The 24,918-nt window shown below is 69.0% G+C and carries 17 protein-coding genes; 5 read left to right on the top strand and 12 right to left on the bottom strand.

Annotation, left to right across the window (positions count from 1 at the left end):
• Positions 1–21 precede the first annotated feature (21 nt).
• On the bottom strand, positions 22–1,281 hold the full coding sequence (locus ACFV9Q_RS17740) for a MerR family transcriptional regulator (protein ID WP_377235459.1): 1,260 nt from the start codon (positions 1,279–1,281) through the stop codon (positions 22–24).
• 191 nt (positions 1,282–1,472) lie between these two features.
• On the opposite strand from ACFV9Q_RS17740, the gene ACFV9Q_RS17735 reads away from it, so the two are divergent.
• Positions 1,473–1,760 (top strand): WhiB family transcriptional regulator, encoded by a 288-nt coding sequence (locus ACFV9Q_RS17735; RefSeq protein WP_020016179.1) that lies wholly within the window; start codon positions 1,473–1,475, stop codon positions 1,758–1,760.
• A gap of 208 nt (positions 1,761–1,968) precedes the next feature.
• Here ACFV9Q_RS17735 and groES read toward each other — a convergent pair whose 3' ends face one another.
• A complete protein-coding gene (gene groES / locus ACFV9Q_RS17730; protein ID WP_020016178.1) occupies positions 1,969–2,265 on the bottom strand; it encodes a co-chaperone GroES in 297 nt (98 codons plus the stop codon).
• 335 nt (positions 2,266–2,600) lie between these two features.
• Here groES and ACFV9Q_RS17725 point away from each other — a divergent pair, with 335 nt between their 5' ends.
• On the top strand, positions 2,601–3,869 hold the full coding sequence (locus ACFV9Q_RS17725) for an SAM-dependent methyltransferase (RefSeq protein ID WP_377235458.1): 1,269 nt from the start codon (positions 2,601–2,603) through the stop codon (positions 3,867–3,869).
• The gene (locus tag ACFV9Q_RS17720; protein ID WP_377235457.1) at positions 3,866–5,041 is read left to right on the top strand and encodes a glutamate--cysteine ligase; all 1,176 of its coding nucleotides are present in this window, start codon (positions 3,866–3,868) and stop codon (positions 5,039–5,041) included. Before ACFV9Q_RS17725 ends, ACFV9Q_RS17720 begins: the two co-directional genes overlap by 4 nt.
• A gap of 51 nt (positions 5,042–5,092) precedes the next feature.
• On the opposite strand, the gene ACFV9Q_RS17715 is transcribed toward ACFV9Q_RS17720, so the two are convergent.
• Positions 5,093–5,710, bottom strand: coding sequence for a malonic semialdehyde reductase (locus ACFV9Q_RS17715; RefSeq protein ID WP_377230365.1), 618 nt, complete (start codon positions 5,708–5,710; stop codon positions 5,093–5,095).
• 122 nt (positions 5,711–5,832) lie between these two features.
• Between ACFV9Q_RS17715 and tsaD the strand changes: the two genes are divergently transcribed.
• Positions 5,833–6,876, top strand: coding sequence for a tRNA (adenosine(37)-N6)-threonylcarbamoyltransferase complex transferase subunit TsaD (gene tsaD, locus ACFV9Q_RS17710; RefSeq protein WP_377235456.1), 1,044 nt, complete (start codon positions 5,833–5,835; stop codon positions 6,874–6,876).
• 55 nt (positions 6,877–6,931) lie between these two features.
• Here tsaD and ACFV9Q_RS17705 read toward each other — a convergent pair whose 3' ends face one another.
• Positions 6,932–7,951, bottom strand: a complete 1,020-nt coding sequence (locus ACFV9Q_RS17705; RefSeq protein WP_377235455.1) for a hypothetical protein — start codon at positions 7,949–7,951, stop codon at positions 6,932–6,934.
• A 159-nt stretch (positions 7,952–8,110) separates the two neighbouring features.
• Between ACFV9Q_RS17705 and ACFV9Q_RS17700 the strand changes: the two genes are divergently transcribed.
• Positions 8,111–8,833: a hypothetical protein gene (locus ACFV9Q_RS17700; RefSeq protein ID WP_377235454.1), complete on the top strand. Its 723-nt coding sequence runs from the start codon at positions 8,111–8,113 to the stop codon at positions 8,831–8,833.
• A 37-nt stretch (positions 8,834–8,870) separates the two neighbouring features.
• Here ACFV9Q_RS17700 and ACFV9Q_RS17695 read toward each other — a convergent pair whose 3' ends face one another.
• From ACFV9Q_RS17695 to alr, 8 genes are all read right to left on the bottom strand, one after another.
• Positions 8,871–9,728 (bottom strand): sulfurtransferase, encoded by an 858-nt coding sequence (locus ACFV9Q_RS17695; protein ID WP_377230369.1) that lies wholly within the window; start codon positions 9,726–9,728, stop codon positions 8,871–8,873.
• Complete coding sequence (gene rimI, locus ACFV9Q_RS17690; RefSeq protein WP_377235453.1) at positions 9,725–10,288, bottom strand: ribosomal protein S18-alanine N-acetyltransferase; 564 nt, start codon at positions 10,286–10,288, stop codon at positions 9,725–9,727. The genes ACFV9Q_RS17695 and rimI overlap by 4 nt, the downstream gene beginning before the upstream one ends.
• Positions 10,285–11,055, bottom strand: a complete 771-nt coding sequence (gene tsaB, locus ACFV9Q_RS17685; protein ID WP_377235452.1) for a tRNA (adenosine(37)-N6)-threonylcarbamoyltransferase complex dimerization subunit type 1 TsaB — start codon at positions 11,053–11,055, stop codon at positions 10,285–10,287. The genes rimI and tsaB overlap by 4 nt, the downstream gene beginning before the upstream one ends.
• A gap of 464 nt (positions 11,056–11,519) precedes the next feature.
• A complete protein-coding gene (locus ACFV9Q_RS17680) occupies positions 11,520–12,188 on the bottom strand; it encodes a hypothetical protein (protein WP_377235451.1) in 669 nt (222 codons plus the stop codon).
• Positions 12,189–12,191: 3 nt separating this feature from the next.
• A complete protein-coding gene (locus tag ACFV9Q_RS17675; RefSeq protein ID WP_377235450.1) occupies positions 12,192–19,214 on the bottom strand; it encodes a polymorphic toxin-type HINT domain-containing protein in 7,023 nt (2,340 codons plus the stop codon).
• Positions 19,211–22,831, bottom strand: coding sequence for a LamG domain-containing protein (locus tag ACFV9Q_RS17670; RefSeq protein ID WP_377235523.1), 3,621 nt, complete (start codon positions 22,829–22,831; stop codon positions 19,211–19,213). The genes ACFV9Q_RS17675 and ACFV9Q_RS17670 overlap by 4 nt, the downstream gene beginning before the upstream one ends.
• A gap of 143 nt (positions 22,832–22,974) precedes the next feature.
• Positions 22,975–23,550 carry a tRNA (adenosine(37)-N6)-threonylcarbamoyltransferase complex ATPase subunit type 1 TsaE gene (gene tsaE, locus ACFV9Q_RS17665; RefSeq protein WP_377235449.1) on the bottom strand — a complete coding sequence of 192 codons (576 nt, stop codon included), beginning with the start codon at positions 23,548–23,550 and terminating at the stop codon, positions 22,975–22,977.
• Positions 23,547–24,782, bottom strand: a complete 1,236-nt coding sequence (gene alr, locus ACFV9Q_RS17660) for an alanine racemase (RefSeq protein ID WP_377235448.1) — start codon at positions 24,780–24,782, stop codon at positions 23,547–23,549. The genes tsaE and alr overlap by 4 nt, the downstream gene beginning before the upstream one ends.
• Positions 24,783–24,918 lie beyond the last annotated feature (136 nt).

The raw sequence follows: 24,918 nt of genomic DNA, 5'->3' as shown, positions 1-24,918 counted from the left end.
GGTACCGGCCCGAGGCGTGCGTCACCTCGCCTTGATGACGGCGAGCACCTCGTGCAGCAGCCCCGTGAACGAGCGCACCCGCTGCACCGTGGGCCCGAACGGCAGCTCCGTCGCCGCCGCGTCGGCCCGCAGGCCCACGAAGATCGGCAGCTCCGGGTAGCTCTCGTTCACCGCGTGCACGACGTCGAGGTCCGGCTTGTTCTGCGTCGTCGCCAGCACCACCGCCGTCGGGCGGACCATGGTGACCAGCTCGACCGAGCGATGCGTGCTCGCGGGTCCCGTGACGATGCGCGCCATCGAACCCTGCGCCGCGAGCGCGGCGGCGAGGGCGTGCGCCGAGAGCGGCACCACCTCGTCGGGGGCGGCGAACACCAGCACGATCTTGCGCATCCGGCTCGGGTGGTTGGCCGGCGGGCCGCCCGCCTCGACCATGACCCGCTCGAACTCCTCGATGTAGTTGCGCAGCGCGCGCAGCGCGGCCGTCGCGAGCACCACCTCGGGCATCTCGCCGGGGCCGGCCAGGACCGTCCGCTCCGAGAGCCGGAGCCAGGCGGGCTCGACGAGCTCGGTCCACCAGGTGGCCGGGTCGCCGTCCGGGCCGAGCACGAGGAGGTTGTCGCAGGCGGTCCGGCTGTACGCCAGGGCGGCGTCGACCAGGGCGGACACCCGGCCCGACGTCGGCGCCGGGGAGGCGGCGGACCGCGGCCCCCCGGCCGGCGCCGGGGCTCCGCCACCGGTCGCGCCACCGGGCAGGGCCCGCAGCCGCGCACGGCCGCGAGGCTCCTCGGACCGCTCGCCGCCGGATGCCGGGGCGGGGTCGTCAGCCTCGTCGTCGGATGTGGCCAGGGGCTCGTCAGCCTCCTCGACGACCTCGTCGTCCGGGTCGCCCGGGGCCTCGACGGTGCCGACGAACTGCTCCGCGAAGTCGTGCTCGTCGGCGTCCGCCCCGCCCTCGACCTGGACCGCGGGCAGCGCCGGGGCGGTGCGGGTGGCGACCTCGAGCTCGGCGTCCCCCGCCTCGACGGCGGCACGCGCGGCATCCACCGGCGCCACGCCCTCCAGGGTCAGCCGGCGCATCACCAGGAGCCGGGCGACGTCGTCCGGCGTGTAGCGACGATGCGATCCGGCGGTGCGGCCCGATGGTCCGAGGCCGTATCGGCGGTCCCACGTGCGGAGGGTCGCGGGAGCGACCCCGAGGCGGCGGGCAACGGCGGCGACAGCCAGTCCGGGGCTGGATGTACGTGACCCGCCCGAGTTCTGGGCGGGTCGCGAAGAAGTCATGGACTCGATTCTGCCGACCCGGCCCTCTCCGCGCCACTGCGAAACCCGGCGTGCCGCCGATCTCGGTGGATTTCGGTTCACAATCATACAAATCCGGTCAGTGTCGACCCGCTTCTCACTGGCCCGATTCGAACCCGATGGCGCGAAATTGCCTCTTGAACAACTTCTGCACAACTTGTAAGTTGTTCGCCATGACGGAGATCTCGAGGCTTCCCGGTCCGGTGATGGAACTGTGGGAATGGCAGTACCAGGGCGCGTGCCGCGACGCGGACGACACCCTCTTCTTCCACCCCGAGGGTGAGCGCGGATCGACCCGCCGCAGGCGTGCCGAGGCCGCCAAGGCGATCTGCCGCTCCTGCCCCGTGATGATGCAGTGCCGCGAGCAGTCGCTCCGCGTGCGCGAGCCGTACGGCGTGTGGGGCGGGCTCAGCGAGGACGAGCGGTCGGCGATCCTCGCCGGCAAGTCCGTCTCCGCCTGACCCAGGGTGCACAACTTCTGACGCTCGAGGCGTGACGCGCTTCTGCCGCACGCCCGCTTCTGATGCACGCCCGCTCGCTACGCACGCCCGCTGTGAACGCACGCCTGCTTCGACGCCGAAGCAGCACCAGCCACGACGGTCTCCGGACAGGACGAAGGCCCCGCACCGATCCGGTGCGGGGCCTTCGTCTGTCTGGCGCGGGCTGGACTCAGCCCACGACCACCGCGAGGACGTCGCGGGTCGAGAGCACCAGGTACTCCTCACCCGCGTACTTGACCTCGGTGCCGCCGTACTTGGAGTAGATCACCTTGTCACCGACGGCGACGTCCAGCGGCACACGGTTGCCGTTGTCGTCGATACGGCCCTGGCCCACGGCCAGAACCTCGCCCTCCTGGGGCTTCTCCTTGGCGGTGTCCGGGATGACCAGGCCGGAAGCGGTCGTGGTCTCGGCTTCGAGAGCCTTGACGACGATCCGGTCCTCGAGCGGCTTGATGGGGACCGACACGTCGGACCTCCCTCTTTCGTGAGCGGATCGAGTGATCAGCTGCGTGGTTGACTTCAGGGGCTCGAACGTTCGACGGTCCGCCGTCGTCGCGGGTGCCGGCGGGCACGAACGTCTGGGTCCTCCGCCGAGGGCCCCGACTACCGGGATCCGCGGCGATGAACAACCCCAAATCTAGGTCGGCGCTAGCACTCGGTCAAGGCGAGTGCCAATCGCGTGGAGCACCTCACACGCCCGGCGCACGACGCGCCGTCCGCACTTCGAGATCTGGCCATCTCCACGAAAAGGTTGCGTGCAGCCACTCGTCATGACCTGGACAAACGTGGAAAGATCTTCCCATGGATGCGGCGATTCTGAGCAAACTCCTCAGCCCTGACGGCTGGGCCCTGCTTGCGGCTCTTCCGCCGTACGACGAGCGCGACGCGATGAAGACCGTGACCACCCTGCGCTCCCAGGGCGTCGCGGCGGACCTCGCGGCCGCCGTGGTCACCCAGTCCCGGCTGCGCGCCCGGGCACGGACCAAGTTCGGTGACTTCGCCGACGGGATGCTGTTCACCGCGGACGGTCTGGAGCAGGCCACGCGGCTCGTCGTCGCGGCGCTGCACGCCCGACGGTACCTCGACGCGGGCGTGGCCACGCTCGCCGACCTCACCTGCGGCATCGGCGCCGACTCCCTCGCCTTCGCCGGTACGGGGCTGCGCGTCGTCGCGACCGACCTCGACGAGTGCACGGCCGCGATCGCGCGGTGGAACCTGCGCCACTTCCCCGAGGCGGAGGTGCGGCACGCCGACGGCCTGACGCTCGACCTGCGCGCCGAGGGGATCGACGCCGTCTACGCCGACCCCGCCCGGCGCGTGCGCGGCGGCCGGGGCGGCCGCAGCAGCCGCATCTTCGACCCGCGCGCCTACGAGCCCCCGCTCGACGCCGTCTGGGCGCTGCGGGAGTCGGTGCCGGCCGTCGGCATCAAGGTGGGTCCGGGCATCGCGCACGAGGGGCTGCCCGACGACGCCGAGACCCAGTGGGTCTCGGTCAACGGCGACGTGGTCGAGGCCGGGCTCTGGTTCGGCCCGCTCGCGCCCGACGGTCCTGGCCGCTCGGCGCTCGTGCTGCGTTCGTTCACCGACGACGACGGCAAGGAGCACACCCTCAGCCGCACCCTGCGCGGCGACGGCACGGAGCCGGACGTCGGCGCCGTCGGACAGTATCTCTACGAGCCCGACGGCGCGGTCATCCGGGCCGGGCTCGTGGGCGAGGCGGCCGCCGAGCTGGGCGGACGCCTCGTCGACCCGACGATCGCGTACGTCACCACGGACGACCCCGCCGCGCTGCCGTCGGCCCGGCCCGCCGACGCGGCCGGCGCGCAGGCGCCGATCGCGACCGGATACCGGGTGCTCGACACCATGCCGTTCGGCCTGAAGCGGCTCAAGTCCTACCTCCGCGACCGGAACGTCGGCCGCATCACGATCAAGAAGCGGGGCACCGCGGTGGTGCCCGAACAACTTCGCAAGCAGCTCGTACTCACCGGAACCGAGGAGGCGACGATCGTGCTCACCCGTGTGGCAGGCAACCAACAGGTACTCCTCGTCGAACCGCTGGGAGCCGTATGAGCTCGCCGATACAGCTCGGCTTCGGCGAATCCCCACGGTCGACGGTGGGCATCGAGTGGGAGATCGGGCTCGTCGAGCCCGGTACCGCAGACCTGTGCCAGGCAGGCCCGGAGGTGCTCGAGGCGCTCGGGCGCGACGGCGGCAACCAGCGGCAGGGCCCCGAGGGCTACACCGCGCACGTCACCGGCGAGTTCATGAAGAACACGATCGAGCTGGTCTCCGGGGTCGGCCGGACCGTGGCCGACGCCGGGGCGGACCTCAGCCGCACGCTCGACCGCGTGCGGACGGTCACGGACCCGATGGGCCTGGAGCTCATGGGCGGCGGCACGCACCCGTTCGCGAAGGGGACCGACCAGGAGATCGGCGAGAAGGAGCGCTACGCCCGCATCCGCGAGCGCACGGGCGTGTGGGGCGCGCAGCTCATCATCTGGGGGCTGCACGTCCACGTCGGGATCGAGCACCGGGACAAGGCGCTGCCGCTGATGCGCGGGATGCTCAAGTACTTTCCGCACCTGCAGGCGCTGTCCGCCGGGTCGCCGTACTGGGCCGGCGAGCACTCGGGGTACGCCTCGAACCGGTCGCTGCTGTTCCAGCAGATCCCGAGCTCGGGCCTGCCGGTCGCGTTCAGGACCTGGCAGGAGCTCGAGGCGTACGCGGGCGACATGCTGCACATCGGCGCCGTCGAGGCGTTCAACGAGGTGCACTGGGACATCCGCCCGTCGCCGACGTTCGGCACGCTGGAGGTCCGGGTGTGCGACGGCCCGACCAACCTCACGGAGGCCCTCACGCTGGCCGCGCTGGTGCACTGCCTGGTGGAGCACCTGTCCACGCAGCTCGACCAGGGCAGGGCCCTGGTCGAGCTGCCGCCCTGGTACGTGGCGGAGAACAAGTTCCGTTCGGCCCGCTACGGCCTGGACGCCACCGTGATCCTGGACGCCGAGGGCAACCAGGGGGCGCTCGTCGACGCGATCGGCAAGCTCCTGGTCGAGCTGGAGCCCGTGGCGCACCGGCTGGGCTGCGCGGCGGAGCTGGCCGGGGTGCGGGACATCCTCCGCACCGGGCCGTCGTACCGGCGGCAGGAGCAGGTCGCCGCCGCGCACGACGGCGACCTGGTGCCGGTGGTACGCGCGATGCTGGAGGAGATGCGGACCGGCCGGCCGCTGCCCGCCTGACGCCGGCGCGCCGGGGGCCGGACGACGCGCGGGGTCGGACGACGCGCGGGGTCAGATGACCTGCGCGGCGTCGTCGAAGCTCAGGCGCGGGGCGCGGGGGCGGGTGGTGTCGGCGCCGTCGGCCGCGCTGACGTTGACGACGAGGAGGCCCTTCCAGCCGTTCTCGGCGAAGAACTCGGCGTCGATCTGGTCGTAGATCCCGTGCATCGGGCCGACGGCGAGGCCGGCGGCGCGCAGGCCGACGATCAGGTAGCCGGCCTGGATGAGGGCGCTGGTGCGCGCCATCTCGGCGCGCGCCCCGGCGTCGCCGGCGAACATGTCGCGCGCGCCCGGCATGTGCGGGATCAGCCGGTCGAGGTGCTCGTGGAAGTCGGTGTCGTACGCGAGCACGAGGGTGACGGGCGCGTTCCGGACGCGCTCCTGGTTGCCCTCGGGCACGCGGGCGACGAGGCGCTCCCGGGCCTCCGGCGTGCGGACGACGAGCATGCGCAGCGGGCTCGTGTTCATGGCCGTCGGGCCCCACTTGACGAGGTCGTAGACGGCGGCGAGCTGCTCGTCGGTCACCTCGGACTCGGCGAAGGTCGTGACGGTCCGCGCGGTGCGGAACAGGCGGTCGGCGGTCGCGTCGTCGATGGCGAGGCCCTGGGCCTCAAGAACGGTGTCGGTCATACGCGCGACAACAAGTTGCTTCAAGCGATAGTTCCAGATTCAACCGTGACGTCCCGCACGTCCGCGCGTCACATACCGCTCGGTTCCCCGCTCACCGGCCCCGGGGAACTAGGCTGGAGCACATGGCAGATCCACTGGTGCTCGGTATCGAGACCTCCTGCGACGAGACCGGCGTCGCGCTGGTCCGCGGAAACGACCTGCTGGTCGACGCGGTGGCCAGCTCGATGGAGGAGCACGCTCGCTACGGCGGCATCATCCCCGAGGTAGCCAGCAGGGCCCACCTCGAGGCGATGATCCCCACGATCCAGAAGGCCCTCGGCGAGGCCGACGTCGACCTGTCCGAGGTCGACGCCATCGCGGTCACCGCCGGGCCCGGGCTCGTCGGGCCGCTCACGATCGGCGCGTCCGCCGCGAAGGCCCTCGCCATCGGGCTGAACAAGCCGCTGTACGGCGTGAACCACGTGATCGGCCACGCGTGCGTGGACCAGCTCGTGGACGGCCCCCTGCCGGAGCGGGCGATGGCGCTCGTGGTGAGCGGCGGGCACAGCTCGCTGCTGCTGGTGGACGACATCGCCACGAACGTCACCGAGCTCGGCTCCACGCTCGACGACGCCGCGGGTGAGGCCTTCGACAAGGTCGGCCGCCTGCTCGGCCTGCCCTACCCCGGCGGCCCGCACATCGACCGCCTCGCGCGCGAGGGCGACCCCACCGCCATTCGGTTCCCGCGCGGCCTCACGGCCGCGAAGGACCAGGCCAAGCACGCCTACGACTTCTCGTTCTCCGGCCTCAAGACGGCGGTGGCCCGCTGGGTCGAGGCCCGCACGGACGCCGGCCAGGAGATCCCGGTGCACGACGTCGCGGCGTCGTTCGCCGAGGCCGTCGCCGACGTGCTCACGGCCAAGACGATCGCCGCCTGCCACCGGCACGGCGTGGACACGCTCGTGGTCGGCGGAGGGTTCTCCGCCAACAGCCAGCTCCGCGACATGGCGGCCAAGCGCTGTGCCGAGGCCGGCATCGACCTGCGCATCCCGCCGATCCGCTACTGCACGGACAACGGCGCGATGATCGCGGCGCTCGGCTCCGCCGTGGTGCGCGCCGGGGTGGCCCCGAGCAACCTCGACATCCCGGTGGACTCGTCGATGCCGCTCACCACGATCACCGTCTGAACCGCGGGCTCGGACGGCAGACAACACCGTCTGAACCTGTCCGGGTAACCGGGCGCTAGATCCAGCCGCGCCTCGCTGCCTCGGCGCCGGCGCGGAACCTGCTGGTCGCCCCGAGCGCGTCCATCAGGTCGCGCAGGCGGCGCCCGAGCGTCCGGACCGAGATGCCCAGCTCGCGGGCGATGACGTCGTCCTTGACCTCCGCCGTCAGCAGGGCGAGCAGCTCCCGCTCCTCCGCCGTCGGCCCGCGGTCGCTCCGCGAGCGCCCCGACACCGGCCGCGGCTCGGGCGCGCCCTCGGAACGCCACTGGCGCAGCGGCTGGGCGCCCTCCCAGTAGCTCTCGAACATCAGGCACAGCGCCTCCACGAGGGGCGGCGACGCCGTGACCAGGGCCTCGGGGGTCTCCTCGGACAGGTTGAGCGACACCAGGGCGAGGCGCCGGTCGATGATCGCGAGCTTGACCGGAACCGTCGCGGTCACCCGGGCCCGCTCCCCCATCGCGACGTCGCGGCGCACCCGGTCCAGCCGGCCCGGCAGGTCGAACGACGCCGCTCCGTAGACGGACCGCCACACCACGCCCCGCGAGATCGCCAGGTCCTCCAGCGAGTCGGTGGGCGTGACCACGTACGGCGGCCGGTCGAAAGCCAGGAACTCCCCCTCCACCTCGTGCCCGAGGCGCCCGTACCAGTCCGCGATGTCGCTGTGCCCGGACACCAGGCGGGTCAGGGTGGGCGCGTCGGAGCCGCGGCGCGCGTCCTCGAACACCGTGGCGAGCTCCGGGATGTGCTCGCGCAACCGGTTGAGGTGCATGGTGTGGCCGTCGGTCAGGGCGCGGAGCGCGCTGCGGGGGTCGACGGCGGCGAAGCCGGCCGTGCCGTCGACGGGCAGCACCAGCCCCAGGTTCTCCAGGCGGTCCAGCCAGGCCGCGGCGACGGGCTGGTCCACCTCCATGGCCGCGGCGAGCTGCGCCACGCTGGCCGATCCGACCGACAGGAGGTGCCGGTAGGCGAGCTCCTGCGCCGGTTCGAGGCCCAGCACGGCGAACAACCCGGAGGCAGTGTTGGCCCGACGTACCATTGCGCGCGCTCCTCGTCCGCGACCGCGCACTCTCGCACGGGCGGTCGCCGATTCTATCAACGTGCATGAAGTTGGCGGGAGGACGTCCGCGCGGTTTCACCCCGGGCGTGGCCCGGACGACGCCCCGCCGCCGGGGGCTCTGGCCCTACGCTGCGTCCCGTGTGGGTCAGAACACTGGAGAAGCTCGAGCCCGTCCCGGTCATCGACACGGCGCGGCGGCTGCGCGACCGCATCGGCGCGCGGTTCCCCGACCGCGGCATCCACCTCGTGGCCCAGGAGCTCGTGGCCCTGACCGAGCAGGTGGCGGACACCTCTGCCGGTACTCGCCGCCGCAGCCGGCTGGTCCAGGCCGGGTCGCGCGTCTTGATCGCCCTCGTGGTGCTGGTGGCGCTGGTCGCGTTCGGCTTCGCCGTCGAGGCCGCGGGCACCGAGGCGCCGGACAACGGCCTGGACTGGCTGCCGCTCATCGAGAGCGCGGTGAACGACATCGTGTTCGTCGCGGTCGCCGTCGTGGTGCTGCACTCGGTGCCGCAGCGGGTGCAGCGCTCCGATCTGCTGGCCAAGCTGCACCGGCTGCGTTCCCTGGCGCACATCATCGACATGCACCAGCTCACCAAGGAGCCGGAGATCCTGCGGGACGCCTTCGCGGGCGAGTCGGAGCACAACGACGTCGACCTGACCCCGGAGCAGATCGAGTACTACCTGGAGTACTGCACCGAGCTGCTGTCGATCGTGGGCAAGGCGGCGGCGCTGTGCGCCGAGGAGTCGCAGGACGACATCGTGCTGAACACGGTCTCGACCATCGAGTCGCTGACGCTCGGCATGGCCCGCAAGGTGTGGCAGAAGATCCTGGTACTCAACGAGGTCAGCCCCACGCCCTGACCTTGCCGGGCCGGGCCGGGCCGGCGTCGCGCCGGACTCAGCCCACCGCGACGGGCCGCGACGGGTCGTTCGACCACTGCGACCACGAGCCCGGGTACAGGGCGGCGTCCACGCCGACGATCGCGAGGGCCGCCACCTCGTGCGACGCCGTGACGCCCGACCCGCAGTAGACGCCGACGGTCCCGCCGTCCGCGACCCCCAGCTCGCCGAAGCGCCGCTTCAGGTCCCCGGTCGGCAGGAACCGGCCGTCCGGCCCCAGGTTCTCGCTGGTCGGTGCGCTGACGGCGCCCGGCACGTGCCCGGCCTGCGGGTCCACGGGCTCCACCTCGCCGCGGTACCGCTCGGCGGCCCGGGCGTCCAGAAGCAGGCCCGCGCCGTCCGCCAGCTCGGCGGCAGCGTCGGCGTCGAGCACGGGCATCCCGCCCGGCTGCACGACGACGTCGCCCGGCTCGGGCGTGACGTCACCCGGTTCGAGGGCGCGGCCCGCTGCCGTCCAGGCGGCGAGGCCGCCGTCGAGGATGCGGACGTCCTCGACGCCGAAGTACCGCAGGAGCCACCAGGCGCGGGCCGCCGACGTGCCGCCCACGGAGTCGTAGACGACGACGCGCGAGCCGGCCGACACGCCCCAGCGACGCGCGGCCTGCTGGAACGCCGACGCCGAGGGCAGCGGGTGCCGCCCGTCGGTGGGCGCCCCGTGCGCGGCCAGCTCGGTGTCCAGGTCCACGTACACGGCGCCCGGGACGTGGGCGGCGCGGTACTGGTCGTGGCCGTCGGTCATGCCGAGCGCCCAGCGGACGTCGAGCACGACGGGCCGCCCCTCGACCGGGTCCGGGGCCGCACTGACCTGCAGGTCGGCGGCCAGCGTGGCGGCGTCGACCAGAACTCGTTCCCTCATGCGGCGTCTCCTGCGGCGTCGTCGGGAGTGTCGGTCGGAGCGTCGACCGGCGACTCCACCGGCGCGTCCGCCGTCGGGTGCTCCACCTCGGACAGGTCCAGGCGCATCGTGTACGCGTCGACGTCCTCGGGCTGGTAGTAGCGCTTGCGCACGCCGAGAATCTGGAAGCCGAAGTCCCGGTACATCTCGATGGCGGGCTGGTTGTCGACCCGCACCTCCAGCAGCACCGCCTCGGCCTTGACCTTGCGGGACCGCTCGATGAGCGCGTCCATGAGCTGCCGCCCCACGCCGTGGCGCTGGACGTCGGGGTCCACGCCGATGGTCATGATCTGCGTGACGTCGCCGTCGAACCACAGCCCCGCGTAGCCGACGACGGGCTGCTCGCCCGCGCGGTCGAGCCGCTCCGGCTCGGCCACGATGTACCAGCGGCCCAGGCCGGCGAGCTCGTCGGCGAGCATGCCGTAGGTCCAGGCGCCCCGGCCGAAGAGCTGCCGTTCGAGCTGCAGCACGCGGTCGAAGTCGGCGTTGCGCAGCGGGCGCAGCCGCACCTCGGTGATCACGCGGCACCGCCCGTGGCGGCGGTGGCCGTGCCGGTCCCGGAGCCGGCGCCCGTGCCGGTCGGAGACCCCGGCTCGTGGACGTCCGGACGCCGCAGGTACAGCGGCTCGGTCGGCAGCTCCTCGCCGGCGGCGCGGCGGACGAGCGCCAGGCGGGCGAGCACGGTCGCGTCGGGGACGAGCGGGGCGTCGTCTGCCACGGGGAGGAACTCGGGGTAGAGCATCGCGCCCTCGCCGACCACGACGGGCAGCGGGGTGTCGCCGCCGTCCGGCGTCGGGAGCTGACCCTGGGCCACGAAGCCGGCCCGGTCGACGTCGGGCCCGGCGGTCCGCTCCACGACGGGAACGCCGTGCGGCCCCTCGTGCGCGACCACGCGGTAGCGCGCCCAGTAGACCTCCTTGCGGCGGGCGTCGGAGGTGGCCAGGATCTCCTGACCCGCGCGCAGCCCGAGGTCGCTGACCGCCTGGACGGCGAGCGCGTCGAGGCTGGGTACGCCCAGCACCGGGATGCCGAGGGAGAGCGCGAGCGTGCGGGCGGTCACCAGCCCGACGCGCAGCCCCGTGAACGGGGCCGGCCCCGTACCGGCGACGACGGCAGTCAGGTCGGCACGCTCGATCCCCGCCTCGTCGAGGACCTCGGAGATCAGGGGCGCGAGCGACTCGGCGTGCCTGCGCCGCTCGTCGGAGGAGCGGGACGCCAGACGCGCGCCTTCCTCGTCGACGAGCGAGACGGCGACGGCTGCTGAGGTATCGAGAGCTAGAACGGCCACGTGACCAGGGTATTACTGACCGACGGCGATGGCGGGAGCCTGTCCGTGTGCACCCTGCCACGATCATTGTCAGAGCGGGCACAGGGAGATCTGGGACCGCGGCCCAATCGGTGGTCAGTTCACGAGGCAGGAGGGCGAGCAGGCGCTCGCGACCTGCAAGCGTCAAGTATGACGCCCGGCCAAGCAGTCGTTCTGACCGCTCGCGTCACACATGCCGGCCGCTGAAGTACCCGCGAGAGCCGATATAAAAACACATCAAAAGGCCTCACCAAAAACCATCAGAAAACCCATTAGCCCGCTCAAGACCGACAGCCAATAGCCACCCCGTCACTGCCATCCGCTAGATTCAGCCGATCAGCCTGCGGTTCACAATTAATGTTGAACAGGTCTCGATTTTAACCGGACATCACGTTAGGCACAAATCCATTGAGGCCTCAGATGCACCAACTAAAATGCAAGTAACGTCACGAACCACCCGACGGCGCGCAGCGCAGCGCACTTTCAGCCCGTGAAAGCAGCTCGCCGAAAGAAAGACGCCGTCCCGCTACGTCTGAAATCAGCCGCTCACGCTGCACCACGCTCATGCGTTGACCAACCATTCGCTCCGCCTGACTAAACGCAGACGCTTGGACCCTACCGACCCGCTCCTCCCACCGAATGTCGGCTAACGATGCGCCCGCCGGATCATGCATCAACTTCGTCCAGCTATTCCCGATCACGGACCGCTCAGCAGGAAACCAAGTCGAGACCCTGCCGAAGAAGTCCGATCCACGCGAACGTAGGGCCTGAATTAGCTCGAACTCACTAGCGACAGCTTTTCTCTTATCTCCATCGCCAGAGACAGCCACCTGCACCCGCCCTTTGGCCATGCGTTCAAGGTCCACCTGGACCGGTTGGTCCGGGAATCTGAAGGAACCTGCACCCGTCGCCCGTAGCCTAGATACGGCATCCGCTAGATAAGCCCACAACGGGTACACGTAGTCCCAGAGTCGAACATCTATGAGCACGCAATCGTCGATAACAATCTCTATCGCGCCTTCAATCAGGTCAGCCTCTTTAGAGTGAGCTTGTCCCGACTCGAAAGAAACGAACACGCCGGGACCTGTCATCAGGTAGCTCTCGACGACAATCATCAGTTAGTAGTTGGGGTAGAACTGGCCGATTTTTCCATTGGTAATTCCCATCGTGTAACTATATCCCCTATAGACGCCTTGCACCTGATATGTTTCATAAATTCCTCGGCTCGAAATCAGTCCGCGATTCTGTTGAGTGACACTACTAATCGCGTCCTCGACGTCTTGGATCGATACGTTCCTCTTGAAGTTCGTCTGGTCTTCCTTATCGGCGCCCTTGCGGTACGACGGGTGGTGACGCTCCAGTATATGTTGCATCCGCTCTTTGGTTAGGCGTAGCTGCTGGCTACCCATCTGGAAGTAGTGCGTTCGCCAACCCTTTAGGGCGCCACCAACACCACCACAGTTCCCGTTGTGAACGAGTGCCGACGCTTCACCGGCCAACACATAGTACGTATGGTCGCCGCGAATGGTGAGGTTGTAGACGACCTCATACTGTCGCGAAACCGCGACGGAGGTGACTTGAACACGGGCTCCAGCACTGGTCCGAAGCCAGTCTCCACTCCGCAGGTCAACCGCATCCACCCAAGCGGACTCGGCAGGAATCCAGAACGGATGCCCATCGGTGGCCACTAGTTCGCTGATCTGCCCGCCACTACCTGAAATCGAGATGGTCACAAGGTTCTTGGCGCCGTCTCCTGAGATCAGTGCAGTCACGTCTCGCGGCCCTACGGCGTTTCCAGTCTCCTCGTCGGCCGCCAGGACCTTGTCGCCAAGCTCGATCTCCTCAATCGGTTTCTTGGATCCGTCTGCCAGCAGAACCAACGTGCCAGGCGCGAAGCTGTTTCCAATCGAGCACGTTTGGGGCGCCCCGCCGATGATCTGCTTGGCCTTCGTGCCGACGCGCGACATGATGCCCCGCGCCCACTTCACGGTCTTGTAGAAGTCGATAGCTCCGTCGATGACCTTGTAGAGGGCCTTAACGGCCTTCAAACCCTTGCCTACGGGCAAAATGCCGATGGCGAGCGAGGCGCAGGAGAGAACATCAGCCCCCAGGCAGCCCATCAGGTCGTTCCACCCGATGAATTCCTTCAGTGCCTCCCATCCCAGCTCCATGGCCACGGCGGTCACGGAGCTGTTCAGGATCCGCTGAGCACGCGCCTGCTCGTCCTCTGTTGGCCCATCGGTCGGGTCACCCGGGTCGTTGACGCGGGGTGGCACAGGCCCCTCACCCGGGCTGTCACCTGGCGTGAACGAGTCGGCCCCGCCCCCTTCATAACCAGTATTTACCGGACCAACCTGCGACCACCCGTCGCCGAAGTCGCAGTAAGCACCCTCAAGCATTGGGCTACCACTCGGGCAGAGTCCCGTGGGGTCGGACAGCGTTGCCGGGTTGTTGTTCGCGTACGAGTACCCGTGAACCTGCTGGGGATCAGACAGATCCATGACCGGGTCGAGGCTGATGAACCTGCCCAGAGCCGGGTCGTACTCGCGCGCGCCCAGCGACACGAGTCCAGTGGTCTCCGTGTCGTCGTACCCGCCGACGAACCCTCGGGAGCCGGCCCATTCCGTCGGCGCGGTCCCACGCACCTCACCGAAGGGCGTGGTCCGGCGCTGCGTGATCGACATGTCAGATGCCTTCACGCTCAGCTGCCCGGTGCCGTGATGGTCGGCCAGGTTGAAGGTAACTGCGCCGGTGTCGTCGATGATGGCCATGTGCCCGCCACCGAGATCCACGTAGCGGGTCGCCTTGGCGATCGTGGGTTCCGCGGACGTGACCGTGATCTCGGTGTGGCCGAGGTACAGCGTCGTGCTGGTGCTGCCATCTGCGCTGGTGTTGCGGGCGAGCAGCCGGTTCCCGTCGGCGTCGTACACGTACTCGGCACCCGAGGCATCCGCGTTCTCGACCGACTCGACGCGGCTCTCAGGGGACCACGTCAGGTTCTGGGTGTCGCCTCCGATCTGCCGCGAAGTGGTGCGTCCGACCGCGTCATACGTGTAGTTCTCCACCGAGTCGACGTTCGAGCCGGGGGCAGTGGTCGTCTGGTTGACCGTCGTGGTCGTGTGCGGCTGCGTGGCGGAGTACCCGTAGGTGCGGGTCACCGACTCGCCACCACCAATGCTGTTCTGAACCTCGGTCTGCCGCGAGCCGACCAGGTCGTAGGTGTACTCGTGCCAGTACGGCGCGACTCCCCCAACAGCGCCCGCGTCCGATGCAGCCTGACCGGTCGCGGCGCACTCGCCGCTCCCCTGGGTCCAGGCATCCACCATGCGCGCCAGGTAGTCGTAGTCGAAGCACTGCACGTCGGTCCCGGTCCGGGACACGTCCGCCAGCGACAGGACATTCCCGGCCTCGTCGTACGTGTAGGTCTCCGAGCGATCGATCCCGGGCTGCATCAGGCGGTCGGCCTGGTATTCGATGAGCCGACCAGTTCCGCGCTCATAGGTGTTCACCGCGTGCAGCGAACCTGAGACGCCGGCGACCATGTCGAGCTGCGTGAGCTTGCCGACATAGTCGTACGTCGCGTCCGCACGCAGCCCGTTCGGTCCCGTCGTGGCCGTGACCCAGCCAGTGTCGGGGTCGGCCTCGAAGCCCACCGTCTGGCCAGGCAACGAACCGGCGGCCGGCATGCCCATGGCCTGAACGCTGCCGTCGACGGCATAGCTGGTCGTCGTGAGGTAGGTCCCCTGCAACTTGCCCTCGGAGCTCGGGATCGTCACCGCGGTCCGCGTGGGTCGATACAGCCGGTCATAGCCGGCCACCTGGGTGACATAGCTGCCGCCCGCTTCGAAACGCGTCGTCTTCGCGAGCTGTCCCTTGCCTCCGGTGACCGTGTCGTAGGTCCACGACGCACGCAGCGTGCCCGTCGACGATCCTTCGCGCAGCTCGGTCTTGCGGCCCAGGCCGTCGTAGGAATAGGCGAGCGTCTCGTTCTCGGCGTTCGTCGTGGTGCGGAGCTGACCGAAGTCGTCGTAGGTGCTGGTCGTGGTCCCGGCGTCGGGATCGCTCGCGGCCGTCTGACGCCCGCGCTGGTCGAACGTGTAGGACCACGTGTTCCCGGCAGGGTCGACGACGGTCTTGAGCTCGCCGCGGCCCGTGTACGTGTAGCGGGTGCGGTCGAACCCTGTCGTGGCGTTCGGATCCACGTTGGTGCGGGAGTGGTGCTGCCGCAGCTCAGTGCTCTGCCCGCGTGCGTCAGTCAGCGTCGTGGTCGGAGTCGCTCCTACCGCCGGGATCACCGTCGTGCGGTCGCCGCCGTAGATCGTCCGTGTCGTGGACAGTACGGGCTGACCGTCGTCATCCCCCACCATCAGCTTGGATTGGGTCGGTCGTCCAAGGCCGTCGTACTCGGTACGGACCTGGGAATCGACGACCGACTCGCTCCAGGCGTCGAACAACGTCCCCGGGTTCGCGCTCGTCGAGTAGTACGGGTTGTAGGCCGTGTGCACCAGTCCGCGACCGTCGTAGAACGTGTCGGTCAGGATCGTCCCGCCCGAGACGCCAGGTTCCTGGGTCTGGATCGGCCGGAGCAGGCCGTCATAGAAGGTGTACGACGTGCGCACGTCCCCGTCGTCGTTCAGGGTTGCGGTGCCCACACGAACCGGCAAGCCCTCCGTGATCCGGTACGTGAACTCGGTGGATGGTGTCTGCGTGCTGACCCGGTCTGCCAACCAGATCTTGCTCGTCCGCCCGAGCGCGTCGTACGCCACCTTGGTGGAGTAGTCGTTCGCGTCCTTGACGATGGTCGGCACACCGCGCACGGGATCCAACGTGGTGGTCGTCGACAGCGCGGACGAGGCCGTCCCGGCCGTGGCCGGCGGCGTCTTCTCGGTCATCGTCGTGGCGAAACCTGTGGCAGGTGTGTAGGTCGTCGTGGTCGTCGACGCCTCCGACCGTGCAGTACGCGTCAGAGCACCAGCCGAAGTTTCCAGTACGTCTGCTGCCACCTCGGTGACGGTCAGGACGCGCCCGTACGTGTCGTACGTCGTACCCGTCTCGATCCGCTTGGCCGTCGTTCCGTTGTATCCAGCCAGGTCCGCCACCCGAGTGGGGCGACCGATAGTCGGGGCTGTGGCGTAGTCACCGCCGTCATAGGCGTATCGCACGTCGGAGATCACGTCGCCGGCAGCACGGTTGGGCGTGACCGCGCAACCGACGGCCCACGTCTGCTGCCGTGCGTGCAGACCAAGAATGTTCTTGGTCGTGTTCGTCGCGTAGTCCGTCGTGACGCATCGGTCATCAGCGGTGGTAGCAGTGTTGCCCTTGTCGCTCAGCTGAGTGACACGGCCCGCGACCTGGTCGTAGGTGTTGGACTGCTCGGTCGTGCGCCAGGACGAACCTGCGCCGTTGTCGAGGCTGGTCCAGGTCTTGGTGCTCGCCGCGCGGGAGAAGCCGGCGCGGATCGTTCCCCATTCGCGCTGGCTGACCGCAGTCTGGTACCACCAGGGACGGTTCACCGTCTTGGACAGCACCTTCCCGCCGGGGCCGGAGAACGTCGCCGACTTGTACGAGAAGCCCGCGTGCTGCGCGGAGTCGGTGATCGGGTCGCCCTCGCCGCTGCCGAGCGTCACCGACACCGACTTGGTAGCAGTCCCTTCCCGGTTGCTGCGGTCGCCGTTCATGCCCCGAAGGAACCACTGCTCGGACTGACTCTTCGGCTCGTTCGGAGCACCAGTCGTCACCCGCACGTGACCGTAGCCACGCCAGTCGGACCAGGTCTTCTCCTCGTCCGGAACCATGCCGGTCGACTCGTCCCAGTGCCAGGCAGCACCGTCGAGGTACTCGTAGCTCGTCACCGCGTCCGGCGCGCTGTGCTCGCCACCGGTGCGGTCAGTCGTGGTCACGCTCTCGACCACGTACTTGTTGAACCAGTCGGTGACCGCGGGCAGTACCTCACCCATGGACCGGACCTGAGGAAAGCACCGGGTCGTGTTGTCGTTCGCCGACGGCAACGAGCCCTCGACGCACGCCGGGGCCGAGTACTTCACATCGACCTGACCACCGGTCTCGTCGACGATCGTGGCGAGACGTTCTTTGATGAACGGGGCCTGGCCGTCGCCGGTCTTGTCCAGCCGGTTCGGCCGCTGGGCGTATTCGAACCGCACCGCGGGCAGGCTGATCGAAGCCGCGCCCTCGGGCCCGGTGTTGCCCGTGCGCGTGATGGCGGCCAGCTCGAGCTGGTAGTCGGTGTCGGCGGTACCCCACTTGTGGGTGAGGGCCCAGGAGTCAACGCTCTTCCATGCCGCATCGACAAAGACACTCGTCGCGATTCCGGTCATGCGGTTGCGCGTCCAGAACGACGGGGACGTCCGACCCTGGTCACAGGTCGAACCGCTGACACAGTTCAAGTCCCAAGGCGTGTCGTACCACCCCGACGGCTGAGTGTTGATATCCGTGCACTGAGCCCCGCCCGGCGTGTCCGTGAGGCAGCGCTGTCCGTAGGTGAATGCCACACGCCCCAATGGCTGCGCAGCGCCGGCACCGACCAGATCGTCACCGCGGAGCCCGTAGTCGATCCTGGCCAGAGTCCCGCCACGCGTGTAACCCGTCGCGGAGGCGGGGTTACCCAGGCGACCGTAATAGTTGGTCTCCTTGGTGTAGTGGTAGGTGATCACATTTCCGGCGGCATCAATGGCGTAGTCGAGGTTCCATCGCCACGCCTGGGTGCACCACTTGCCGGCGTTGGTGTTGCAGGGATCGCCGGTGTTGTCGCCCACCACCGGTGCCGTCCACGCCGAGTTCGTGACCGGGTCTCCGGTCTCCCACCCCGGCAGTCGCTGGTAGCCGAAGTAGTACTTCGTGCCGTTCGGGGTAGTCACCTCCCAGTACTCGCCGTCTGCGTCGCCGTTGGATCGCGCGGTGTCCTTCAGCCGCTTGATCTTCGTGCCGTCATCCGTGGACAGACGCCATGTGTCAGTCCCGGCGGGGACCAGCTCGCCGGCGGCACCATTGAACGAGATGAACGCGTTGTCGTAGTCCCAGCAGAGGTCACCGATCGGGTTTCCGGCGTCATTCTTCACATCGTCCAGCGCACACGACTTGTACTTGCGCTCGATGTATCCAGGCCACAGGTCGAAGCCGTCGCCGACCAGAGACGCCTGGTTGTTCGTGCCCCCGGTGCGACCGTCGATCCCGCCGGACGAGTACGACAGGCCCAGGCTAGGAACGAGGCTCCCCGGTACGTCAGGGGTGTTGATCGGGTAGGACCAGGAGAATGCGCCGGACCGGAGGTCGGTGGACCACGTGTTCGACGGAGAAAGGGGGCTCGCGCCGAAGTTGCCCGAGTCCGAGGACACATCCGCAGTGACCATCAGCACCGTCGCACTGCCGTCCCCGGGCACCGCGATATCCCGAGCAACGAGGGTGTCCGTGGCGGTCTCGTTGGTAGCAGCGACCGGCGTGGTCCGCAGGCATTCAGCCTTCTCGGGCGCCGTCAGGGCGCAGCCCGGAACCTGGACCAGCGTCAGCCGGTCGTCGTACGAACCGCCAAAGGCGCCGGCGAACTGCGAGTAGTCGATCTCGACGTCGACGACCGACGGCTTGGTGACGGCGGCGCCCGCAACCCGTTGCCCCAGTGTGGAACGGATACCGTCCGCTGTGGACAGCCCGAGGAGAAGGCTGCGGTTCACACCCGCCGAGTTCTCCGCTGCCTGGGGCTCCACCTGGACGACCACCTCGTCGACCGAGGTGTCCTCGGCCTGCGCGATCGTCACCGGCAGGCTTCCCACCGAGGTCCGCTTCTCGTCAGCGTCCGCATCGACCACCGGAACCGTGGCGCTGCCGCTCTCGGGCCACGTCACGTCCGGGATCTCCGGGTTTGCAGCAGGCTTGATCGGATCGGCCTTCGACCCTGCCGCGTCCGCACCCTTGACGTCGACGCCGAGCTCGGGAGCAGCGATCTCGCTGTCCACGGCGGCAGCTGAGCTACCTACCGCCACGAGCGGCCCGGCGACCAGGGCGCCCGCCAACAAGAACGCGGCCCCCTGCCACACCGTTCGCGCCCGACGCGTCATTCCCTGCATGATCGCTCCACCCTGGATGCTGTTCCCTGCGGTCTGCTCGCCCTGTGCCCGTCCGCGGATCATCGAAGTGCTCCTGGAACCTCGGTCGACAGTCCCGAGGTGGCCGTCGACAGCTGATCGATCTGGCTCTCGCTCAGCGCTCCGCGGAACACCCATGCGTCGTCGATCAAGCCTGGCCAGTAGTTCTCCCACACGCCGTCGCTCAGTCCGCGACCCACGTTGAACCGGCGCACCGACTCGAACGAGGCCGTACCCGTCGACCGGTTCTCGTCCGCAGCGGCACCGCCGACATAGAGCGTCGCTGTACGAGTCGGAGCGTCGTAGACCACTGCCAGATGCGTCCAGTCAGTCCCGAACGGCTGGTTCTCATTGCGGACGATCACCCGGGGCGAGGAGACTGTGTTGCCCTCTCGGACGACCAACTCCCAGCGGACCACGTCTTCTTGCTCGGGCGACTTGTAGCCCACGGCCCGAACCTGGATCGCTTCCTCCACCGAGCCGGTCCAGCTGAGGGCCGTCGCGGAACCGCCCTCCGGGAGAACACCCGCGGTCCGCACAAAAGCGCTCAAAGTGAAGCTGTCGGTCGGCTTCAGCGAGCTCAGAGCATCCAGGCCGGTAGCGCCGTACCCGCCCTGACCGTCCAGCTTCAACCCAAAGGTGTCGACGTTCGCCTCGAGCGACTGTTCGGCCCCGGTGGCTGGCAGCGTCAGGACCAACGGGTCACCCTCGGCAGCTGTCTTCGTCGTCGCCACATTGTCGAACCCGACCGTCGGGTCGAACTGTGCGTCCTCAAAGTTCCAACGAGCGACGACGGCCGGCGGAATGTACGAGAGCTTGGCCGCCTCGGTCTCCGTGACGACCCGGTCGTAGGTACGCACCTGATCGATCTGGCCGTCGAAGTTGCTGAGTGCATCAGGCCCGTACTTCCCCGCGCCGATGTAGACATCGCCGGTGGCATTCCACGGGCTGCCCCAGTCCGCCTCGGACTTGATGCCGTTCACGTAAAGGATCAGCTTGTCCCTGTAGGCGTCGTAAACACCCAGGAGATGGGTCCACTTGCCGGCCTGGTACGGCTGGTTGGACGTGACCCTCACGTTCGCGCCACTGGCCGTGTCAGTCTCGTGAGTTCCGAAGTTCCATCCGCCCTGAGCGGCGGAGTAGTAGAGCATGAAACCTTGCTTGAGCGCTCCTGCCTGAGCGGCCACCATCTGCACACCGGTCGGAGTGCTAGAGCGCGGTTTGACCCACGCCTCAACGGCGAAGTGCGTGGACGTATTCACCCGACCGGTAGTCGAAAACGCATAGTCGCCATCACCGTCGACCTGGAGCAATGAATCCTGGAGGCTGGCGTCCGACCCCGGATCGGTCACTGATGCATTGCCACCAGTCGTGTAGCTGGTGGGAACTGGTTCACCCTCGACCGGCTCGTCGAAGGTCCAGTTGCCGACTTGATCACGCCCGGGTGCGACCCAGAATGTATATGTTGTCTGCGCATCGTTGTTTGCCCCGTCAATCGCCTTCGCGACCAGCTGATGGGGACCGGACTCGAGGGGCAGATAAGCGATCTTGAGGGTGGAACCCTCGACCGTCTTGTACGGGTCGTCATTGAAGTGATACTGGTAACGGACCACATCATGGCTCGGCGATTCAACAGTGAACCACCCGTACTCCCCCACTCCGTCGTTGGGCATGGCATTCGGGTCGCTCGGATCTGGCTCCGGATATTCCGGTGCCGTGATCACGGGTGGGGCAGGCATGGAAGTGTCGTAGACAAACTGGCACCGCTCCGACCAGGCAGAGTACCGGTGGCCGTCGTACACGCGGACCGACCACTGGATCCGCGCGTTCTGCGGCATGTTGGTCGGCATCGAGAGCGCGAAGGGCGACTGCTTCACCTTCTCGACCGTCGTCCCGGTCCAGAACTGGGTCCCGTCGGCCCGCTCAAGCCGGTACTGCAAGGTGATTCGCTCCGACGGGTCCGGGTCGGTGGCGTACGCCACCCGCATCAGCCCCAGCTTGCCTGTTCGCAACGGGGTATCGATCGAGGACCCGCTGCACGACCCGCCGAACGTCAGAGCCATGTGACCGAGCTTCACCACGTTCGGCGTGCTGTTGTAGGTCACCCGAAGAAATCCCATCTGGGAGAACTTCTTCCAGTAGTCCTTGTCCGTCTCCGAACCAGCCCGCATGCCGAACGCGACCGACTTGCTCGTCCCGTTGTCGGCCACCCGCTGCATGTAGGACGTCAGCCCGAACTCCGCATCGGCGGCCGGTTTGCACCCGCTCTGGGACCCGCCATAGCTGAAGGTCGCCGAGCCGACCTCCTCCGTCCAGAAGCCTGAGGCCGTCTGGGTGTTCCACGTCGTGGCGCTGTTGATCGCCTTGGTACGCCACAGGTCCACCCGATGGTCCTCACAGACCGCCGAATGCGTGTTCCGAACCACGAACTCCGCGTCGAGGATCTCCTTGCCCAGGAAGGCGGCGGTATCGAACTGGTAGATCAACCGGTAGGTCGACCCGTCGGGGCAGTTCGCCCAGCCCGCGCATGTCCCGAGGCCGGCCGTCGAGTCGCCCTTGAACAACCAGTACGACTGGGTGGGCCAGACCTTGTTCGGGCTTGTCCAACCACCTGCTCGCGGCGTCTTGACCTGAGGGTCGATCACGACAGGGAACGTCGTGTCGGGCGACGACAGCATTTCTTGGTCCGGCGTCAGCGTCAGCGCGTTCCCATCCGGAGACACGGTGACGCCCACGGGCGCGACATCGGCCGCCGGCGCATCGTCGGTCTCCGTGGCAGCCAGAGCAGTGCGAGAGGCACTTCCCTTGGCGCCCGCGTCCGCCACGGGAACGGTCGACCACATCGATGCCGGAGCGGCCTCGAACACCAAGGCGTCCGACGCGGTGTCCCGGACCTCCAGGACACTGTTCTCCGTCACGTCGACCTCGAGTCCCTGCGTCTCCATCTCGAAGGTCACGGCGTCAAGCTCGGGCGATGCTGCCGCTTCCGCGGTCTTGACGACCAGGGACGACGAGAAGCCGTCCGGGACCGCCGTCATCCGCAGGTCCACCCCGGCGAGCACTTCGCCATAGGTCGCCGTGTCGCCATCGAGCACCGGCTCCGGCAGCGGCGCCGGCCACGTCCATTCCAGCACCCGCCCGGCACGGGTCATCTGGACCAGCGGATCGTCGCCGCCGCCAGAGAACTCGACGTCGACGGTCGAGGCCACGGGCGCGACCACACCGCTCGGTGCCTCGACGAGGTCGAGGTCCAGCTCGGCCCATCCGTCCTCGGTACGAGTCCACTTGGGAGAGACGAACTCGCGAGCCTCGATCGACCCGTCGGGCAGAGCCCAGAACTCACGAGTCTCACCCCGCTTGGCAACGACCTCGACCGGTGCGCCCGTCTGCGCTGCCTCAGCAAGTGCCTCGGCCTCCGCCGACGTGGCCTCCTCCAGCGGTTCGGTGCCCTCCAGGCCGCTGCCCGACTCGATGATCGCGTCCGCAGGCACGTCGTCGTCGACCGCGGCAACTGCACTCGCGGTCGCACCCTCGTCGAGAGCTGACGCCACCGAAACCGGTACCGAGTAACCACCTGCCAACGACAGCAGAGCCGTCGTGCTGACGAGCACCCGCGCCAGCGGCGCTCCCGGCGCACCAAGCCACCTCAAGGCCGACACCATCACGTTCCCTCCCTGGTAGACGCCGTGGTCAGCGACTACCGAGAGGTGAACTTAGACGAAAAAACGTGCCCAAGGTAACGTTTTGTACCGAAATAGCGGGTGATATTTACAAGTAGTGGGTGATATTTGACCCACCGGGTGCGTCAGCCCAGCAACGCCCCGAGGTCCACACCGACCCACCGCGGGCCGATCGCGCGGATCGTTACCTTGCGCGTCCCCGCCTCCGGGTCCTCGGCCGGCTCCACGCCCGGGTCGAACGCCGGTGCAGCGCCCCGCGGCCGCTCCAGGTCGATCTCCAGGCGGTCGTCGGCGAGCGTCTCGGCCAGGCCGCGCCCCCACTCCACGACCGTCACGGAGTCCTCCAGGGAGGAGTCAAGGTCGAGCGCGTCGAGCTCGCCCAGCCCGCCGAGGCGGTAGGCGTCGACGTGCACCAGTCCGGGGCCGCGCGTGCCGTCCTCGCGCGGCAGGGGCGGGTGCTCGCGCGCCACGATGAAGGTGGGCGACGCCACCTGCCCGCGCACGTTCAGCGCCGCTCCGATGCCCTGGGTCAGGGTCGTCTTGCCCGCGCCGAGGTCGCCGGTGAGGATCACCAGGTCCCCGGAGCGCAGCACCCCGGCGAGCGCTGCCCCGAAGGCGCGCGTCGTATCGGCGTCGGGCAGCTCGATGACCACCGCCTCCGACGTCGAGATGTCGCCCGGTCCGTTCACTGCCCCGCTCACGCGGTCTCCCTTCCTGCCGTGCCCGCGTACACGCGGGGCACACGCGCGCCGAGGCGCGTCACGATCTCGTAGCTGATGGTGCCGGCGGCCTGAGCCCAGTCCTCGGCATTGGGCGCTCCGGCACGGGCCAGCCCGTCCGACGCCCCGAACAATGTGACCACGTCGCCGGCCTGCTCCGACGCGTACGGGCCGAGGTCGAGCATGATCTGGTCCATGCAGACCCGGCCCGCGACGCGCAGCACGCGGGCGGTGCCGAGGCCGGTCGCGGGTGCGGCGACGTCGTCCACACCACCGCCCACCAGGACCGGACCGCCCGGGCCGAGCGAACCGCCGGAAGCGTGCCGCGGGATCCCGTCCGAGTAGCCCAGCGGCACGACGCCGAGCACCGTGTCCTGCGGCGTGACGTAGAAGTGCCCGTAGGAGACGCCGTGGCCGGCCGGCACGCGCTTGACCGTGGCGAGCCGCGCCTCCAGCGTCATCGCCGGCCGCAGGCCGTAGTCGCCCGGCACGCCGAGCTGCGGCACCGGCGAGAGGCCGTAGACGGCGATCCCCGGGCGCACCAGGTCGTAGTGCGACGCCGGGTTGGTCAGGGTCGCCGCGGAGTTGGCGATGTGCCGCACCTCGAGGTCGATCCCGGCCGCCTCGACGGTTCGGACCGCCTCGTCGAAGACGTGGGTCTGCATCTTCACCGACGGGTCGTCGGGCTCGTCCGCGAGCGCGAAGTGCGACATGACGCCGACGACGGCGAGCGCGCCCTCCGCCTGCAGCGCCTGCGCGCGGTCGAGGACGGCCGGCAGGTCGTCGGGCATGATCCCGTTGCGGCCCAGCCCGGTGTCGACCTTGAGGTGCACGCGGGCGGTGCGGCCCGCGACGCGGGCGCCGTCGGCCACCTCGTCGAGAGCCCAGGCCGCGGCCACGGCGACGTCGATGTCGTCGCGGACCAGGTCGGCCAGGGGGGCGCCGGGCGCGTAGAGCCAGGTCAGGATGCGCGGGTCGGGTCCGACGGCGGCGCGGATCGCGAGCGCCTCCGTGCTCTGCGCCGCCCCCAGCCAGGTCGCGCCGCCCGCGAGCGCCGCCCGGGCCGCGGGGGCCAGGCCGTGCCCGTACGCGTCGGCCTTGACGACGGCCATGACCTGGGCGGTCGGGGCAGTCGTCCGCAGGGCGCGCACGTTGTCGCGGATCGCGTCGAGGTCGACGACCGCGCGGGCGGGATAGTCGGGGGCGGTACTCATCGCACCGATTCTTGCACCTGTCAGATCCTGGCGGACGTGGGGGAGGGGGGGGGGTCCCCCGGGAGCCCGAAAACCGCCAACATCCCAGGGGTCGCGGAGGGCACGCCCCCTTACCCCCCAAGACGAGCGAGAAAAA

Origin of the sequence: Promicromonospora sp. NPDC059942, assembly GCF_042731755.1 — a bacterium.
GTDB lineage: Bacteria > Actinomycetota > Actinomycetes > Actinomycetales > Cellulomonadaceae > Promicromonospora.
Note: the sequence above shows the minus strand (reverse complement) of the source record. Positions and strands in the feature narration are given on the sequence as shown.

What these genes read in the sequence shown, in the direction of transcription:
- ACFV9Q_RS17740 (WP_377235459.1), bottom strand. Translation starts at nt 1,281, where the DNA reads ATGACTTCTTCGCGACCCGCCCAGAACTCGGGCGGGTCACGTACATCC.
- ACFV9Q_RS17735 (WP_020016179.1), top strand. Translation starts at nt 1,473, where the DNA reads ATGACGGAGATCTCGAGGCTTCCCGGTCCGGTGATGGAACTGTGGGAA.
- ACFV9Q_RS17725 (WP_377235458.1), top strand. Translation starts at nt 2,601, where the DNA reads ATGGATGCGGCGATTCTGAGCAAACTCCTCAGCCCTGACGGCTGGGCC.
- ACFV9Q_RS17720 (WP_377235457.1), top strand. Translation starts at nt 3,866, where the DNA reads ATGAGCTCGCCGATACAGCTCGGCTTCGGCGAATCCCCACGGTCGACG.
- ACFV9Q_RS17715 (WP_377230365.1), bottom strand. Translation starts at nt 5,710, where the DNA reads ATGACCGACACCGTTCTTGAGGCCCAGGGCCTCGCCATCGACGACGCG.
- tsaD (WP_377235456.1), top strand. Translation starts at nt 5,833, where the DNA reads ATGGCAGATCCACTGGTGCTCGGTATCGAGACCTCCTGCGACGAGACC.
- ACFV9Q_RS17705 (WP_377235455.1), bottom strand. Translation starts at nt 7,951, where the DNA reads ATGGTACGTCGGGCCAACACTGCCTCCGGGTTGTTCGCCGTGCTGGGC.
- ACFV9Q_RS17695 (WP_377230369.1), bottom strand. Translation starts at nt 9,728, where the DNA reads ATGAGGGAACGAGTTCTGGTCGACGCCGCCACGCTGGCCGCCGACCTG.
- ACFV9Q_RS17680 (WP_377235451.1), bottom strand. Translation starts at nt 12,188, where the DNA reads ATGATTGTCGTCGAGAGCTACCTGATGACAGGTCCCGGCGTGTTCGTT.
- ACFV9Q_RS17675 (WP_377235450.1), bottom strand. Translation starts at nt 19,214, where the DNA reads ATGATCCGCGGACGGGCACAGGGCGAGCAGACCGCAGGGAACAGCATC.
- ACFV9Q_RS17670 (WP_377235523.1), bottom strand. Translation starts at nt 22,831, where the DNA reads ATGGTGTCGGCCTTGAGGTGGCTTGGTGCGCCGGGAGCGCCGCTGGCG.
- alr (WP_377235448.1), bottom strand. Translation starts at nt 24,782, where the DNA reads ATGAGTACCGCCCCCGACTATCCCGCCCGCGCGGTCGTCGACCTCGAC.